General features: G+C 62.4%; 14 protein-coding genes. 6 read left to right on the top strand and 8 right to left on the bottom strand.

Annotated elements, in window-relative coordinates:
* Positions 1 to 121: 121 nt before the first annotated feature.
* From AB5Y53_RS10695 to araC, 4 genes are all read left to right on the top strand, one after another.
* Positions 122 to 1105 (top strand): arabinose ABC transporter substrate-binding protein, encoded by a 984-nt coding sequence (locus AB5Y53_RS10695; RefSeq protein WP_045524711.1) that lies wholly within the window; start codon positions 122 to 124, stop codon positions 1103 to 1105.
* Between the two features lie 66 nt (positions 1106 to 1171).
* Positions 1172 to 2668: an L-arabinose ABC transporter ATP-binding protein AraG gene (araG, locus tag AB5Y53_RS10690; protein WP_368181942.1), complete on the top strand. Its 1497-nt coding sequence runs from the start codon at positions 1172 to 1174 to the stop codon at positions 2666 to 2668.
* A 48-nt stretch (positions 2669 to 2716) separates the two neighbouring features.
* On the top strand, positions 2717 to 3718 hold the full coding sequence (gene araH / locus AB5Y53_RS10685) for an L-arabinose ABC transporter permease AraH (protein ID WP_010674477.1): 1002 nt from the start codon (positions 2717 to 2719) through the stop codon (positions 3716 to 3718).
* A gap of 132 nt (positions 3719 to 3850) precedes the next feature.
* Positions 3851 to 4762, top strand: coding sequence for an arabinose operon transcriptional regulator AraC (araC, locus tag AB5Y53_RS10680; protein WP_048207522.1), 912 nt, complete (start codon positions 3851 to 3853; stop codon positions 4760 to 4762).
* A gap of 67 nt (positions 4763 to 4829) precedes the next feature.
* Here the strand turns inward: araC and ykgO are convergent, their stop codons facing one another.
* Together ykgO and AB5Y53_RS10670 are read right to left on the bottom strand one after the other, a co-directional pair.
* Positions 4830 to 4955, bottom strand: a complete 126-nt coding sequence (gene ykgO / locus AB5Y53_RS10675; protein ID WP_010674479.1) for a type B 50S ribosomal protein L36 — start codon at positions 4953 to 4955, stop codon at positions 4830 to 4832.
* On the bottom strand, positions 4952 to 5221 hold the full coding sequence (locus AB5Y53_RS10670; protein WP_039040091.1) for a type B 50S ribosomal protein L31: 270 nt from the start codon (positions 5219 to 5221) through the stop codon (positions 4952 to 4954). The genes ykgO and AB5Y53_RS10670 overlap by 4 nt, the downstream gene beginning before the upstream one ends.
* Positions 5222 to 5446: 225 nt before the next feature.
* Here AB5Y53_RS10670 and AB5Y53_RS10665 point away from each other — a divergent pair, with 225 nt between their 5' ends.
* Positions 5447 to 5701, top strand: a complete 255-nt coding sequence (locus AB5Y53_RS10665; RefSeq protein WP_010674481.1) for a DinI family protein — start codon at positions 5447 to 5449, stop codon at positions 5699 to 5701.
* Between the two features lie 769 nt (positions 5702 to 6470).
* Here AB5Y53_RS10665 and AB5Y53_RS10660 read toward each other — a convergent pair.
* The 5 genes from AB5Y53_RS10660 to dcuC form a co-directional block, all read right to left on the bottom strand.
* A complete protein-coding gene (locus tag AB5Y53_RS10660; protein WP_045524714.1) occupies positions 6471 to 7283 on the bottom strand; it encodes a DUF2927 domain-containing protein in 813 nt (270 codons plus the stop codon).
* Between the two features lie 20 nt (positions 7284 to 7303).
* The gene (locus AB5Y53_RS10655) at positions 7304 to 7807 is read right to left on the bottom strand and encodes a M48 family metallopeptidase (RefSeq protein ID WP_010674483.1); all 504 of its coding nucleotides are present in this window, start codon (positions 7805 to 7807) and stop codon (positions 7304 to 7306) included.
* 131 nt (positions 7808 to 7938) lie between these two features.
* On the bottom strand, positions 7939 to 9582 hold the full coding sequence (locus AB5Y53_RS10650) for a hypothetical protein (protein ID WP_279987947.1): 1644 nt from the start codon (positions 9580 to 9582) through the stop codon (positions 7939 to 7941).
* Between the two features lie 279 nt (positions 9583 to 9861).
* The gene (locus tag AB5Y53_RS10645) at positions 9862 to 11511 is read right to left on the bottom strand and encodes a bifunctional UDP-sugar hydrolase/5'-nucleotidase (protein WP_368181940.1); all 1650 of its coding nucleotides are present in this window, start codon (positions 11509 to 11511) and stop codon (positions 9862 to 9864) included.
* 90 nt (positions 11512 to 11601) lie between these two features.
* Entirely contained in the window at positions 11602 to 12954 is a 1353-nt protein-coding gene (gene dcuC, locus AB5Y53_RS10640; protein WP_368181939.1) for an anaerobic C4-dicarboxylate transporter DcuC, read from the bottom strand.
* Between the two features lie 323 nt (positions 12955 to 13277).
* Between dcuC and AB5Y53_RS10635 the strand changes: the two genes are divergently transcribed.
* Entirely contained in the window at positions 13278 to 13883 is a 606-nt protein-coding gene (locus tag AB5Y53_RS10635; protein ID WP_045524720.1) for a DUF922 domain-containing protein, read from the top strand.
* 118 nt (positions 13884 to 14001) lie between these two features.
* Here AB5Y53_RS10635 and mnmC read toward each other — a convergent pair whose 3' ends face one another.
* Positions 14002 to 16017, bottom strand: coding sequence for a bifunctional tRNA (5-methylaminomethyl-2-thiouridine)(34)-methyltransferase MnmD/FAD-dependent 5-carboxymethylaminomethyl-2-thiouridine(34) oxidoreductase MnmC (gene mnmC, locus AB5Y53_RS10630; protein ID WP_368181938.1), 2016 nt, complete (start codon positions 16015 to 16017; stop codon positions 14002 to 14004).
* Positions 16018 to 16045 lie beyond the last annotated feature (28 nt).

Genomic DNA, 16045 nt, shown 5'->3' with positions numbered 1-16045 from the left:
CTCAACCAGTAACAACAATAACGTCCTGTTTAAGCATGTTTTTATATGGCTGCGACTTGATTGACTCAACGAGCAGCACTGCGTGGATACATGGATTGATAGAACCGTTGGAGACATTCGCATGAACAAAATCGTTAAAGGCATGATCGCGATGGGGTTCGCCCTTGGTATGGCAAATTCTGCTTTTTCGGCCGAAGCGCTGAAGCTGGGCTACCTGGTCAAGCAGCCCGAGGAGCCCTGGTTCCAGACCGAGTGGAACTTCGCCGACAAGGCGGGCAAGGATCTGGGCTTCGAGGTGATCAAGATAGCCGTCCCCGACGGGGAGAAGACCCTCAATGCCATCGACAGTCTGGCGGCGAATGGCGCCAAGGGCTTCGTCATCTGTACCCCGGATCCCAAACTCGGTGCCGCCATCATGGCCAAGGCCAACAGCATGGATCTGAAGGTCATCACGGTGGATGACCAGTTCGTCAACGCCAAGGGCCAGCCCATGGAGCAGGTGCCGCTGGTGATGATGGCCGCCACCAAGATTGGCGAGCGTCAGGGGCAGGAGCTCTACAAGGAGATGCAAAAGCGCCAGTGGGACGTAAAGGCGACCGGGGTGCTCGCCATCACCGCCGACGAGCTCGATACCGCCCGTCGCCGGGTCGAGGGCTCTTTGAGCGCGCTCAAGGCTGCCGGTTTCCCCGAGGGCCAGATCTTCCGCGCGCCCACCAAGAGCAACGACATTCCGGGGGCGCTGGATGCCGCCAACTCCATGCTGGTGCAACACCCCGAGGTCAAGAACTGGCTCATCGTCGGCATGAATGACAACACGGTGCTCGGCGGCGTGCGCGCCACCGAAGGGCAGGGCTTCAAGGCGGAGAACGTCATCGGCATCGGCATCAACGGGGTGGATGCGGTGAACGAGCTCTCCAAGTCCAGCGCCACCGGCTTCCTCGGCTCCCTGCTGCCCAGCCCGGACGTACACGGCTACAAGAGCATCCAGATGCTCCATGACTGGGTCGTCAACGGCGCCGAGCCTGCCAAGTTCACCGAGGTGACCGACGTGGTGCTCATCACCCGCGACAACTTCAAGGCCGAGCTGCAAAAGAAAGGGCTGTGATCCCCATCCCTTGATACCCATGCCGGCATGGCGGAGTGCGCCGTGCCGGCTGGCTGGAGTCATCTCATGAATCAAGTTCCATATCTGGAGTTTTGCGGCATCAGCAAGGAGTTTCCCGGCGTCAAGGCGCTGCAGAACGTCTCCTTCGCCTGCCAGCAGGGCACGGTACACGCGCTGATGGGAGAGAACGGGGCCGGCAAGTCCACCCTGCTCAAGATCCTGAGCGGTTTTCAGGCGCCCACCCGCGGGGTGGTGAAGCTGGCGGGTCAGAAGAAAGTGTTCCAAAACACGGTCGATGCCCTTGAGAGCGGGATCGCCATCATCTATCAGGAGCTGCACCTGGTCCCTGAAATGAGCGTGGCGGAGAACATCTACCTGGGGCAGTTGCCGACCCGGCGCGGCGTCATCGATCGGGAGAAGCTCTATCAGGATGCGGCCAGGCAGCTGGCACGCCTCGGGATGGACGTTTCCCCCGAAACGCCGCTCAAGTACCTGTCCCTGGGTCAGTGGCAGATGGTGGAGATCGCCAAGGCCCTGACCCGGGACGCCAGCGTCATCGCCTTCGACGAGCCGACCAGCAGCCTGTCGTCCCGCGAGATTGAGCAGCTGTTTCGGGTCATCCGCCAGTTGCGGGACGAGGGCAAGGTCATTCTCTACGTCTCCCACCGCATGGACGAGATCTTCGCCCTGTGCGATGCCATCACGGTGTTCAAGGATGGCCAGTTCGTGCGCACTTTCGCTTCCATGGCCGAGGTGGACCGGGATCTGCTGGTCAAGACCATGGTGGGGCGCGAGCTGACCGACATCTATGGCTACAGCCCAAGGCCGCTTGGCGAGGCGGGCCTCAAGGTGGAACACTTGATGGGACCCGGCCTCAAGGCGCCGGTGTCGCTCGAGGTGAAACGCGGGGAGATCCTCGGCATCTTCGGGCTGGTGGGGGCCGGGCGCAGCGAGCTGATGAAGCTTATCTTCGGCGCCGAGACACCTCGAGGGGGCGAGATATCGGTGTTTGGCAAACAGGTGGTCATTCAGAGCCCCATCGACGCCATTCGCAGCGGCATCATGCTCTGCACCGAAGACAGGAAGGCGCTCGGCATCATCCCCATCCATTCGGTGCAGGAGAACATCAACATCAGCGCCCGCCGTCACCACGCGTGGGGAGGCTTCTGGATCAACCAAAAGTGGGAAGACGAGAACGCGAGGCTGAGGATCCGCGATATGCGGGTCAAGACCCCGTCTCCCCAGCAGGCCATCATGAACCTCTCCGGCGGCAACCAGCAGAAGGCCATTCTGGGGCGCTGGCTGTCGGAAGACATGAAAGTGATCCTGCTCGATGAACCGACCCGGGGCATCGACGTCGGGGCAAAGAACGAGATTTACAACGTGATTTACGATCTGGCCAAGGTGGGCATCGCCGTGGTGGTGGTCTCGAGCGAGCTGCCGGAGGTGCTGGGCATCGCGGACCGGATCCTGGTCATGCGGGAGGGGGAGATCGCCGGCGAGCTTTCCCACGACGAGGCCAACGAGGTCAAGGCGCTCAATCTGGCCATGCCGGCCCGTTGATCTGCTGACCGCAACGAGATAGCACCCGGAATTTTCAGGAGAAATACCATGACAACAACGACCTCGGTCGGCCAAGCCGCCAACGACACCGCGGCGAGCGGTACCCGCCTGCAACTGACCCGCATCTGGGATCAGTACGGCATGCTGGTGATCTTCGCCATCCTGTTCCTGCTCGCCTGCGTGCTGGTCCCCAACTTCGCCAGCCTGATCAACATGCGGGGGCTCGGGCTTGCCGTCTCCATGTCGGGCATGGTGGCCTGCGGCATGCTGTTCTGCCTCGCCTCCGGCGAGTTCGACATGTCGGTGGGCTCCGTGGTGGCCTGCTCCGGGGTTGCCTGCGCGGTGGGCATCAACGCCACCGAGAGCATCCCCCTTGGCATTCTGGCCGGTCTCTCGGTGGGCCTTGTCTTTGGCCTCATCAACGGCATCGTCGTGGCCAAATTCAAGATCAACGCCCTCATCACCACCCTTGCCACCATGCAGATGGCGCGCGGGGTGGGCTACATCATCTCCGACGGCAAAGCGGTGGGCATCGTGGAGGAGGGCTTCTTCGAGCTTGGCAACTCCGCCCTGCTCGGCATCCCGACGCCCATCTGGCTGACGGCTGTCTGCTTCGTGTTGTTCGGTCTGCTGCTCAACAAGACCACCTTCGGGCGCAATACCCTGGCCATGGGGGGTAACGAGGAGGCCGCACGTCTGGCCGGGGTCAACGTGGTGCGCACCAAGATCATCATCTTCACCATGACCGGGCTCATCGCCTCGCTCGCCGGCATCATCCTCGCATCCCGCATGACCTCGGGTCAGCCCATGACCTCCATCGGCTTCGAGCTGGTGGTGATCTCCGCCTGCGTGCTGGGTGGGGTTTCCATGAAGGGGGGGATCGGCAAGATCTCCTACATCATCGCCGGGGTGCTGATCCTGGGGCTGATGGAGAACGCCATGAACCTGCTCAACATCTCCCCGTTTGCCCAGTACGTGGTGCGTGGCCTCATCCTGCTCGCCGCCGTGCTGTTCGACCGCTACAAGCAGGTGCGCAAAGCCCGTATCTGAGCGATGTTTTTCCTCGTCACCAGGCCGGCCTCGCGCCGGCCCGGTGTTTTCCCCGGCAAGCTGTGAGCCAGTTCAACAATTTCACAACGAACAGCTTGCGAACATAGGGGGTTCCTACGCCGGATCTCTACAATGGCCCATGTCGACTTTTTTACCGAAACCCTGTTTTCCGCCATGTCCTCGATGCAAAAAGAGAAGCCGAAACAACTCAATCCCCTGCTGCCTGGCTACGCCTTCGACGTCTTCCTGGTCTCGGGGATGACTCCCATCGAGCAGGGGAGCGCGCTGGATTTCACCATCGACAGGCCCCACGGCATGAAGGGGTTCATCGTCAATCTGACCATCAAGGGCAAGGGACAGATCTTTCAGGGGGACAAGGCCTTCACCGTGGAGCCCGGCGACCTGCTGCTCTTTCCACCAGCGGCGGTGCACCATTACGGCCGGGCGCCGGATGCCCGGGAGTGGTATCACCGCTGGGTCTATTTCCGGCCGCGGGCCTATTGGGCTGACTGGCTCAAGTGGCCCCAGGTGACGGAGCAGGTGGGGCGACTGCAACTGGCGGACAACCAGCTGCTCACCGAATTCGACACCCTCTTCCTCGACATCGAGGAGACCCACAAGCAGCTGCGGCCCATGTCGGAGCAACTCGCCATGAACCTCCTGGAGCGGTTGCTCATCCGCTGCTACGAGGCATCGTCCCAGAATGCCTATCCCGCCATCGATCACCGGGTCCACGAGGCGTGCCAGATCCTGAGCGAGTCCCTCTCGGCCGAGATCTCGGTGGAAGCGCTGGCGGAGCAGGTGTTCTTGTCCCCCTCGCGCCTCGCGCACCTGTTTCGCGAGCAGGTGGGGGTGAGCATAGTGCGCTGGCGCGAGGATCAGCGCATCATGCGAGCCAAGCTGCTGCTGCAGACCACGCCGCTGTCGGTCGCCACCATAGGCCAGCAGGTGGGCTATGACGATCAGCTCTACTTCTCGCGGGTATTCCGAAAGCGGGTAGGGGTCAGCCCCACCGAATACCGCAAGTGCGCCACCCCGCTGTGAGCAGAGCCCAGAGATGACAAAGCCCTCATGACGAGGGCTTGTGTTATTCAGGGAGGGCAGGGCGCGATCAGCCCTGGCGAGCCTTGAATCTGGGATTGCTCTTGCAGATGACGAACAGCTTGCCGCGCCGACGCACGATCTGGCAGTCCGGGTGACGCGACTTGGCGGATTTCAGGGAGGCGAGGACTTTCATTGTTTCTCTTTTCCTTTGCTGAAGAACTGACCGAATCGCTGGCCGAAGCGAGCGACCTGGCCTTCCTTGCCGACCTGCTTCTGTTTGCCGGTATAGAAGGGGTGGGACGCGCTGGAGACATCCAGCGTCACATAGGGGTAGGTGTTGCCATCTTCCCACTCTCTGGTGCGATCGGTGGCCAGCGTGGAGCCGATCAGAAAGTAGGTATTGCTGGCGAGATCGTGGAACAGAACCTTGCGGTATTCAGGGTGAATATGGGGGCGCATGATTGCCTTTTTTGTTATGTTATAACAAGTCATGAATAATGCGATGGATGAGAATCAATATCAACTGTTTTTTCCATGATGACAGCGATGGGGGAAAATCGGGGCCGTTCGGCTGCACATCGTCAGCAAGAAGGCATGGGCGGTGAGGGCTTATGTGCAGCCACCATCTTTACTTTTCAAAATTACTGTATAAAAATACAGTAAACTATCATGGAGACGTACCCTATGCGCCTGGAAATCATCATCGACAGAAAACACCAGATCCCCACCTCGACCATGGAAGCCTTGCGCCAGGAGCTGCTCAAGCAACTGGGTGAGCGCTTTCCCGATCTGCATGTGCGGGTGGCACCGGGTAGTGCCATGGCTCTGACGGTCAGTCGCGCCAGCAAGGAAGACAAGGAGCTGGCCGAAGCCATGGTGCAGGAAGTGTGGGAAAACGCCGATAGCTGGATGCCGGAAGAAGAGGCTCTGGAGGCCTGAAGATAAGCTCTCAGCAACAAGCATCGTCGTGATCTGCCAGGGCGCGAGGAGGAACCTCCAGCCGGATGATGATCCCTGTACAGGCTTTGCCGAACCGCTCTTCAAAACACGCAGCCATGGGCTGCGTGTTGCGTTGATGGGGTAAGCGCATGACCATGAAGGCGAAAGGCGAAAGGCGAAAGGCGAAAGGCGAAAGGCGAAAGGCGAAAGGCGAAAGGCGAAAGGCGAAAGGCGAAAGGCGAAAGGCGAAAGGCGAAAGGCGAAAGGCGAAAGGCGAAAGGCGAAAGGCGAAAGGCGAAAGGCGAAAGGCGAAAGGCGAAAGGCGAAAGGCGAAAGGCGAAAGGCGAAAGGCGAAAGGCGAAAGGCGAAAGGCGAAAGGCGAAAGGCGAAAGGCGAAAGGCGAAAGGCGAAAGGCGAAAGGCGAAAGGCGAAAGGCGAAAGGCGAAAGGCGAAAGGCGAAAGGCGAAAGGCGAAAGGCGAAAGGCGAAAGGCGAAAGGCGAAAGGCGAAAGGCGAAAGGCGAAAGGCGAAAGGCGAAAGGCGAAAGGCGAAAGGCGAAAGGCGAAAGGCGAAAGGCGAAAGGCGAAAGGCGAAAGGCGAAAGGCGAAAGGCGAAAGGCGAAAGGCGAAAGGCGAAAGGCGAAAGGCGAAAGGCGAAAGGCGAAAGGCGAAAGGCGAAAGGCGAAAGGCGAAAGGCGAAAGGCGAAAGGCGAAAGGCGAAAGGCGAAAGGCGAAAGGCGAAAGGCGAAAGAGTAATGTCTCTGGCTGCGTTCAGAGTCCCGCCCAACGCTTGAGGCTGTCGACCTGCACCCGTTGGGTGGCCTGTGCGATGTCGCCATTGGCACGTAGTGCCTTGAGGGCGGTGGGGAGCGCCGCGCGTACCTCGTCCGCCGTCATGCCCGGTTGCAATGCCGGGTGGTAGGCAAGCCTGAGCAACACGTAATCGAGCCCGGTCAGAAAGCTGTCGATGCTGCTGTCATTGAAGATGGAGGGGAACACCTTGTCCGAGTCGTTGGGCAGCCCCATCACCTGGCTCAACTCTTCCACCACGCAATCCAGAAAACGGCCCTTTGCCCGGCTGTAATCCACCGGAATGATGATGGTGGCACGGGTGATCTCGTAGCGAGCGTTGGTGGCGAAATTGGCCAGGCAAATCCCCTCCTTGAGGGCGATGCGCACCGACTCGTCCTGGCGCATGGTGCGCGCAGCCCAGCTCGCCATCTGTTTGTGCCTGGTCATGATGAGGGTGAGATTGGGGTTGTCGTTGACAATCTCGATGGGGTGACCGGTGATCCTGCTCAGGTGACGGGTCTGTACCTTGACGACCTCGGCCTGCAGCGGCTTGTCGCCGAATTCGTTGACGAGCTTGAGACGCACGGGGCCCGGCCAGCGGGAGAAGTGCTCCTGTTGTTCATGGCCATACTCCCGTTTCATGGCGATTTCCATGAAGCTCTGGACAAGGTAGTCATCACGCTGCCAGCGTTCGGTGGCCGACAGCGGCAGGGAGAAGAGCCAGAGCATCAGCCCCGGGAGCAACCAGTGCCCATGGCGAACGGGCTGGACAGGTGTGTGCCATGGGCGCATCTTGCCTCCTTGCAAGGGGATCAGCGGGCGGTACGCTCGATATCACGCCAGGTGAGCCAGAGCCTGAGATCGAACTCCAGTTGATGATAGTCCGGTTCCATGTGCTGGCAGAGCTGGTAGAAAGCCTTGTTGTGATCCTTCTCCTTCAGGTGGGCCAGCTCATGCACCACTATCATCTTGAGAAAGGCGGGATGGGCCTCCTTGAACAGGGCGGCGATGCGGATCTCGTTCTTGGCCTTGAGCTTGCTGCCTTGCACCCGGCTGACATAGGTGTGCAGTCCCAGGGCATCCTTGATCACGTTGATCTTGCCGTCGAAGATCACCTTGGAAAGCGGCGCCGAGCTTTTCAGGTATCGGTTCTTCAGCTCCATGGTATAGGCGAGCAGCGCCTTGTCACTCTGGACGAGGTGGGTTTGCGGGTAGCGCTTGGCCAGCATCTCGCCGAGTTTGCCCGCCGCAATCAACTGCTGCACCTGAGCCTTGAGTGGCTCCGGATAGCCCCCCAGATAAGTCAGCTCCGCCATGATTCTTCCCTCTGCCGCAAAAAAGAGCGCCATTGTAGTCAGGATGGGGCCCCTTGAACATGGTCGACCTCCCTCTTTATGACGACAACGAAAAGGGGCCATCACCAGGATGGCCCCTTCTATGTGCCTGATTAGCGGCGCCGGTACAGGCCCGGGTCTACCTCTTCATACTGGGCTGCCAGATACTGGTAGAAGGCAAGGTGGGAGGGGGAGGTCGGAGTCTTGAGCTCCTGTGCCACCCGCTCCGGTTTGGCGATGATGAATTTGGGTTGTTGGCGCTGGATGTCAGCCAGCACCCGCTCGCGCACATCGTAGGGCGGGTTGACGTTGGCAAAGAACAGATAGGCGGAGGCCGGCTGGCGATCGGTCCATAGGTAGTATTGCGGCTGGATGCCATCGACCCAGATCTTGTCGGTGGGCGCCGTCTCGGCCAGGATACGATCGACCCTGACCTGGGCGGGGGGATTGAACGGCCTGCCCTTGAGATTGCCTTCCCAGGCGTTGTTGACCAGCAGTACCAGCATGGCCAGCGAGGCGAGCCAGGGGGTGGCGCTTCGCACGTCCCAGGCGCGCCAGAGCGGGACCAGAATGAGCACGGGCAAGGCCCACAGCAGGCTGTTGCCGAGCACCTCGCGTACCCGCTCCAGAGACCACTCCTTGGTGCTCCAGCCGTAACCAAGCTGCTGGGCCAGCAGCCAGCTGGCGGTCAGCACCACCAGGGAGATGCAAAGCAGCCCCAGGGCATCGGATCGCTGCTCGCTTCTGTCCAGCAGGCAGGCGAGCGGCAGCAGGCCAAGCTGCAGATAGAGCACGTCATAGTGATCGAACACATGGCCGGAGACCGAGTTGGCGATCAGGGTGAACAGCACCCCCAGGAGGGTGGCGCACAGCGCGGGCAGATACCACTCCTGGCGGCGCCCGAGCATCAGGACGAGGAAGGCGGGCAGCAGCATGATGAGGCCGGTGCGCAGCAGACCGACGGCGCCCACCTCAGGAGAGAAGCCGTTGCCGTAGCTCCCTTCAAAGAAGATGCCGAAGGCGTAGTATTTGAACTCTGCCAGCACGTCGTGGTGCTGGAAGTAGGCATAGAGCGGGCCGCCGACGAGAGCCAGTCCAAGCAGGCTGGAAAAGAGCAGGGCAAAGGCGCAGCGCCACTGCTCGCGCAGGCACCAGTGACAGAAGAGCACCAGATACCAGGCCCCCCAGAAGGCGCCGTTGTTGGTGCGCATCCAGGCCACGATGGCGAAGGTGAGTGCGGCGACCAGAGCCGGTCCCCAGCTGAATCGCTTGTCCAGCAGCAAGGTGATGAAAGCCCACTGGGCGATGAGGGCCAGATGGAATGTCCAGTCCTCTGTCATGTTGCCGTAGTAGTAGCGAGTGCTGTAGAGCGCCAGCAGGGCCAGCATGCTGCCAAGTCGCGCCCGCACCGAGAGCCCGAGCTGCGAAAAAGCCTGCCAGCTCGCCATGAGGCCCAGCCAGCAGAGCACCCACTCCAGCAGCCAGATCCCGAAGAAGCCACCAAGGCCATAGCCCAGTGCATCGAGGGCGAAGATCATGGGACCCTTGATGTCGATCATGTCCCGATAGAGTACGCCCCCCTCGCTCCACATCTTGCCCATTACCGCAAACAGGGAGGCATCAAATCCCGGGGCCATGCCGTGGAACAGCGGATTGCGCAGACAGAACAGCAGTGCCATCAGGGCGGTGAGCAAGATGACCGACGGCCTGATCCCGGGATTGTGGCGGTGCGGGGTAAAGCGGATGGCGTGATTCATGGGTGACCTGTTCCTGCGGGAAAGACTGAAAAAGCGGGCTTATCTTGCCGAGCCGGGCTGCACGATGCAATGGAAGAAGTGTAGGCACCTGAAATAATTCGTAAAAGTATCGTTTTCACGCCTCTGGCTGCATTGGCAGGCCCCATCACAAGACAGGGCAGGCGTAGTCGGGCGTCACAGCCTGAGGTTGCATGGTAGGGGGCCTGCGCCTGGGAGCGGACCAGGATTCCCCTATGCGGCGAAAAGGCGGCACCGACCCGGGATGGGCCGGTGCCAGATTCACTGGCCGTGATACTCCACCAGGGCCGGCAGGGTGCTGAGCTCCGGCAGGTGGCGTGCCCAGCGCAGGAAGGCATCCGCCAGGGTGATGCCGAGCTCCTGATTGTGCTGGGTCAGGGTGCGGGCAAGGGCCGTGTAGCCCTCCTTGCCGGAGGCAGTATAGGCACTGGAGACCCCGCGATAGATGGCATTCGGCTCGACGTGCAGCCACTGACCCGGGCTGGCTTCCCATTCCAGGCGAGTGATCCTCTCCCCTTTGGGCCTGTCGGCCTGATAGCAGAAGCGCACCCCGGCGGTGTAGGGGAAGCTGCCGCTGCCATTGCCCGTCACCCCGTTGTTGGTGGCGTTGTCGATGGCCCCCTCCAGTGCCTCGGCCAGTTCATGGCCGTGCACCCGGTAGAGGGTAAGGGGAATGGCAAAGGGCAGCAGGCGTCCGGCAACATCTGCTTCGGTCAGGGGGCCGGGCTCGAGGGAGCAGCGCACGCCCCCGGCATTGTGCAGGGCAAAGTCCACCTGACCCACCTGTTCGCGGGCACTGGCCAGCATGGCACTCGCTACCAGGGGGGCGACCTGGCTGCCGGCGGGCAGGTTGGCATCGGGCAGGCGCTGGTGGGGGAGCGGATCGGCGAGCCGGGTCACCACGCGCCGGGTCATGGTTTCGAGCTCGGGGCGATAGCGTCTGGCCAGATGCTGCTCGAGCTCGGGGGCCGGTTCGCAGAAGTGCAGCCCCGCAGGAGGCGGGGAAGCAAAGGGCCAGGGATCCCAGGGTAACCACTCCAGCTGGCCGCGGCTTTGGCACACGCGTCCCTGCTCGTCGAAGGTGAGTTCGCACACCCCGAGACAGAGGGCGCTGTGGGCGGCGTGCAGGATGGCCACCCCGTTCACCATGAGGGGATAGCTGCCTTCGCTGTCGAGCCCGAGCGGCGCCAGATCCCCCAGCAGGCTGTGGGTGTGCCCGCCGACGATGAGGCTGAGCTCGGGGAAGCGGGTCGCCAGTCGCTTGTCCTGCGCCAGACCCAGGTGGCTGAGCAGGATAATGTGCTGGATGCCGGCGGCCTTGATCTCGCCGAGGGCACGGCTCAAGGTCTCTTCGATACCGTGGAAACGGGTGTGGGGATCGGGGCTCGCGATGGCGGCCATCTGCGGCAGCGTGATGCCGAGCAGGGCGAAGGGCACGTCGTCGATGACGCGCTTGTGCCAGGGGCGGCTTGCGTCAAACAGCTGCGGCAGTCCCTGTAGCCGCAGCGGGGCATCGGCGGGCTCCTGACGGTTGTCGATGTTGGCGGCGAGCACCGGGAAATCGAGCTGGCGCATAAACTCCACCAGCGGCCCGTTGCCCAGATCGAATTCGTGGTTGCCGATCACCATGGCATCCGGTCGCAAGAGGGCCAGCAGGTCCGCATTGGCCCGCCCTTTGAAGCGGTTGAAGTAAAGTGACCCCTGGAAGGTATCGCCGCCATGCAGCAGCAGGCAGGTCTGGCCGACTACCTCGGCCTGTTGGCGCAGGGCGGTGAGCCGGGTCAGGATGCGGCCATAGCCGCCGCACTGGGTGCGCCATTCGGACTCGCCATCGGGGGAGAAGCGCATGGGGGCGCCATCGAAATGGGAGTGGCAGTCGCTGAAGTGGGCAAGTTGAACCGTCATACTCAAGGCTCGGTCCTCCTTAGGAAAAAAGAGCACCGAGTCTACTGCATGGGGTGGGGGGGATACCAGCCCGGCGGCAGCCGGGCCGGTAAAGAGTCAGGCGGGAACCATGATCTGGGTGGCGAGGATCACCACCAGCAGGCCGACGGCCACCGGCAGCGAGGTTCGTTTGACCACTTCGAACGGAGAGAGATTGCCCATCCCCGCACAGGCGACCACCACCCCGGAGACCGGCGAGATGGTGCGGCCGAGGTTGGATGCCTGCAGCATGGGGATCACCAGATAGGCCGGGTTGACGCCGAGGCTGGTGGCCAAATGGGGGATGAGCTCCACGAAGGCGTAGAAGGGGGCGTTGCCGGAACCCGTGGTGAAGGCCGCCAGGGTGGTGATGACCACCAGCACCAGCATGATGACGATGCCGCCGGTACCGAAGCTCTGGGCCAGATCCAGGAGGTTGGCGATGAAACCGAGCCCCATCAGACCCTGGGCAAAGACCCCGGCACCCACCAGCAGCATCACCACGCCGGCGAAGGCGTCGGCCATGTTGCGCCAGCACACCTGCAGCCCGTCCAGCAGCTCGCGGCCGTTGCGCTTGCGCACCAGCTCCAGCAGGGCGGCCAGCACCAGGCAGATGACGATGATGGTGACGATATCGAGCTTGGGCCCCAGTTTGCCGTCAAACAGCAGCACACCGATGATGGGGGTGAAGGGCAGGATGGCGTAGAAGCCGGGGGCGTCGGTGACGAGATCGCTTGGGGCGACCGCGGCGTTGTGCTCCCCGGCCTTCTGATCCAGATAACGCTGCCAGAAGAAGTGGGTCACCGCCATGGCGGCGATGGCCACCAGGGAAATGGGCAGGGTCAGCTTGAAGGCAAACTCGATGAGCTCCATGTTCGCGGCCTGGGCGGCCATCACCACGTCCCCCGAGGTGGGGGAGAGGATGATGGCGGCCGGCGAGGCGCACACCGCCGCCGCCGCGCCACGGGAGATCCCCATGTTGACCATCAGCGGGAAGAGGGTGGCCATCAGCAGAACCCCGAGGCCGGTTGCGGAGCTCACCGCCAGCGACATGGCGCAGGCGACCAGATAGGCGGCCACCAGCAGGATGTAGGGGGACTTGATGACACCGAGGGGTTTGCTCGCGAGCTTCACCAGTATGGTGTTGGCGCCGATGTGGCTCATGTAGCCGGCAAAGCCGCACAGCACCATGATGAGCATGCCGAGGCCACCCCCCCTGTCGACCAGCAGGAAGCGCACGTATTCGAAGATGTCGGTGGCCATGTGGCCGGTGGAGGGGACGCTCGCCGGCAGCACCGCCTTGCCCATCAGGGCGGTGATCGCCAGCAGCAGCAGGCCGCCGCTGAGCAGTACCCCGGTGGCGGAGTAGCCCTTGAAGATGTAGCGACCCACGACCAGGGTGACCAGGGTGCCGATCAGGAGTTCTATCATAAAACCTTCCCAAAAGTTGAAATGAGGGGGTGGCCTGCCAGGGCTCACCAGAGGGTTGCGCTGGACTATCCGGCATCGGCCAACAAAAACACTGCGGATATTACCCACTAAGGAGTATTTCACCATCCATTCGATGGCAGCTTGTGATCTCGACTGCAAATCCCCGCCTGAGCCGGGGTGATGACTCGCACGTTTGCAGCAAGCGGGTGCCAAGAGCGGATGACAGGGGGCTGGATCAGGGGTAATCTCCCAATCGGGTTATTAATGCATTGATTATTAATTGAAATTAAGCTGGGACTCACAAGGAGCAAAGCCGCGGACAGATGGGACTCTTCAGCAAGACAGGGGTGACGGTGGCCCTCATTTATGCCGCCTCAATCGGTGCTGTACCTTCCCACTATGCCGGTGTGAAGGTCGCCCCCGATATCAAGGTCGACTTCCAGTTCTATCGGGTCTCCGGGGCCGATGTGGGGGCCGTGATGCGCCAGATCACCGCCTTGTCGCCCACCCAGGCGGACGGGCACATCGGCAAGGCCAGCTATCAGCTCTCCTGGCAGTTGCAGACGAAGGCGACGGCGACACGCTGCGAGCTGGAGCAGGCCAGCGTTCGTGCCCGCATCCAGGTCAGGGTGCCCAACTGGATGGACAAGGCCCGTGCGCCCGCGAAGGAGCGCCAGAAGTGGGACAAGCTGGTGGCCGCCATGTTTGACTACGAGAGCCGTCACAAGGACATCCTGCTGGAGAGCGTGAGCCAGCTTGGCACGCGCCTCGCCCAGTTGCCGGTGACCCGGGATTGCCCAACCCTGGAGCATCAGGGCTGGCAGGCAGGGCAGGCGGTGCTGGAGGCAACCCGGGCGCGGTTCGACACCCTGGCCAGCCAGACCGATCAGGGGCGCAAGCTGGGGGTCGTCTGGCCCAGGGCTGGCTGATAACACGTGTACAGGCCCATGGCCACTCATGGGAAACATAAAAAAACGGGCTGATTGAGCCCGTTTTTTTGTTGGTACGCCAATGGGGTGGAGGCGGGCAGCCCCGGCTCCTGGGTGGCTAGTCGCGCAGTGGCTTGCCCCTGCGCAGTCTTCGCACCCAGTAGCGGGCGGGGTGGAGCGCCTCCAGCAGATCGGCGGCCAGCGGCAGGGGATCGCCGCAGATCTCGCTGGCGACCAGCTCGCCGCACAGGGGCGCCGAGCAGAGCCCCCGGGAGCCGAGCGCCCCCAGCACGTAGAGGCCGGCGTGCAGGGGCAGCGCGCTCTGCTGATCCGCGGGGGCGTTGACGTCATGATCCACCAGCGCCGCCAACCGGACGACGGGTCCGGCGACCGGCAGGTGATCCCGGCTGGCGCAGCGCACCCCGACACGGGCCTGAGCGCCGCTCACATCCACCTCGGCAGGCCAGCGCTGCTGGGGCACACAGGCTTGCAGCCGCGCCCTGTTCTGGTCCTGCTCGTCGGCGCGGTAGGCAAGGTCGGTCTGGTTGCGGCCATAGCTGGCCCCGATGCAGTGCGCACCGTTGTGGGCCGGGGTGAGGTAGCCATCGTAGCAGAGCACAGTCCTGAGCTGACTTAACCGCGCCGTGGTCGGCACATGGCTCACCTGACCGCGCACGGGATACAGCGGCAGCTCCGCGAAGGGGAGCAGGGCGGGCAGCTTGTGACCGGCGGCCACCACCAGGTTTGGCGCCTGCCAGGCTCGGCCATCCTGGCTCTCCACCCGCCAGCCATCGACCTCTTCGGCAATGCGGTTCACCGCGGCATTGAACACCACTTCCAGCCGCCCGCTGGCCTGCGCCTCCCTGATGGCGGCGCGGGTGAGATCCGCCGGACAGAGCCAGCCCCCCAGGGGATAGCTCACACCATCCGCATCGCAGGGCAGGCCGACCACCTGCTCAACCTCCGCGGCCGAGAGTGGGTGCATCAGCTCGGGGGGGAAGGGGCCCTGGCTCATCTTGGCAAGCTTGGCGGCGGATTTGTCGTCGTAGCCGAGTTGGGTGACGCCACACAGCGAGAAGGCGACGGGGTGGTGCTTTGCCAGGGCCAGCAGCCGGTTTCTGGCAAAGCCGAAGGCCAGCGAATAGAAGCGCGACAGGGCATCGTGCTCGCCGTTGAGCAGGGGGTAGAGGGCTCCTTGTCGATTGCCGGAGGCGCCGCTGGCCGGTTCGCCATCTTCGCACAGCAAGGTGACATGCCGACCCCGCTCCACCAGAGAGAGCGCCGTCATGGCGGAAGCGATGCCGCCACCGATGATGAGCACCTCTCCCTCCCGCCCTGCGGGGCGGGCATACCAGGGGGCGATGCTCTGCTGCGGCACTTTGCCTTCCCGAACACCCGCCAGCATCTCCCGCTTGCTGCCGTGGCCCTTCACCTTCTTCATGGCAAAGCCGGCGGCAATCAGCCCCCGTCGCACGAAACCGGCGCAGGTAAAGGTCGAGAGGGTGGCATCGGGGCGGGCGAGGCGAGCGAGATCGTCGAAGAGATCCTGGGTCCACATCTCTGGGTTCTTGGCAGGGGAGAAACCGTCCAGATACCAGGCGTCCACCAGACCGGTTGCCGGATGGGGCACCTGAGGCAGCATCTCCTTGATGTCGCCAAACCAGAGATCGAGGCGGATGCGGCCATCGGCAAAGAGCAGGCGATGGCAGCCGGAGACCGGCAACGGCCACTGGTCGATGAGAGGCTGGCTCAAGGGGGCAAGCTCGGGCCAGGCGGCCAGGGCCTTGCGCAGATCGGCCTGGGTAAGGGGGTATTTCTCGACGCTGATGAAGTGCAGCCGGGATCCGTTGCCGGACAGGGGGGCCTGTTCCAGAAAGGCGGCCATTGTGGCCAGAAAGTTAAGTCCTGTACCGAAACCTGTTTCACCAATCACGAAACTGTCACTATCGTGGTGCGAAAATCGCTCTGGCAGTCGATTTTGCTGCAAAAAGACGTAGCGGGTTTCACTTAGACCGTTATCATTGGAAAAGTACACATCCCCGAACTCACTGGAGACTGGAGTTCCCGCTTCGTTCCAGTCCAATCGGGCATGATGTAAGGATGTTTGACTCACGTTTTCCTCGGCTCGCGTCACAAAATCGCGGGCATTCTACGTGAAAGCA

Origin of the sequence: Aeromonas sp. R7-5, from assembly GCF_040908015.1 — a bacterium.
Classification (GTDB): domain Bacteria; phylum Pseudomonadota; class Gammaproteobacteria; order Enterobacterales; family Aeromonadaceae; genus Aeromonas; species Aeromonas caviae.
This window is presented reverse-complemented; position numbering and strand designations above follow the sequence as displayed.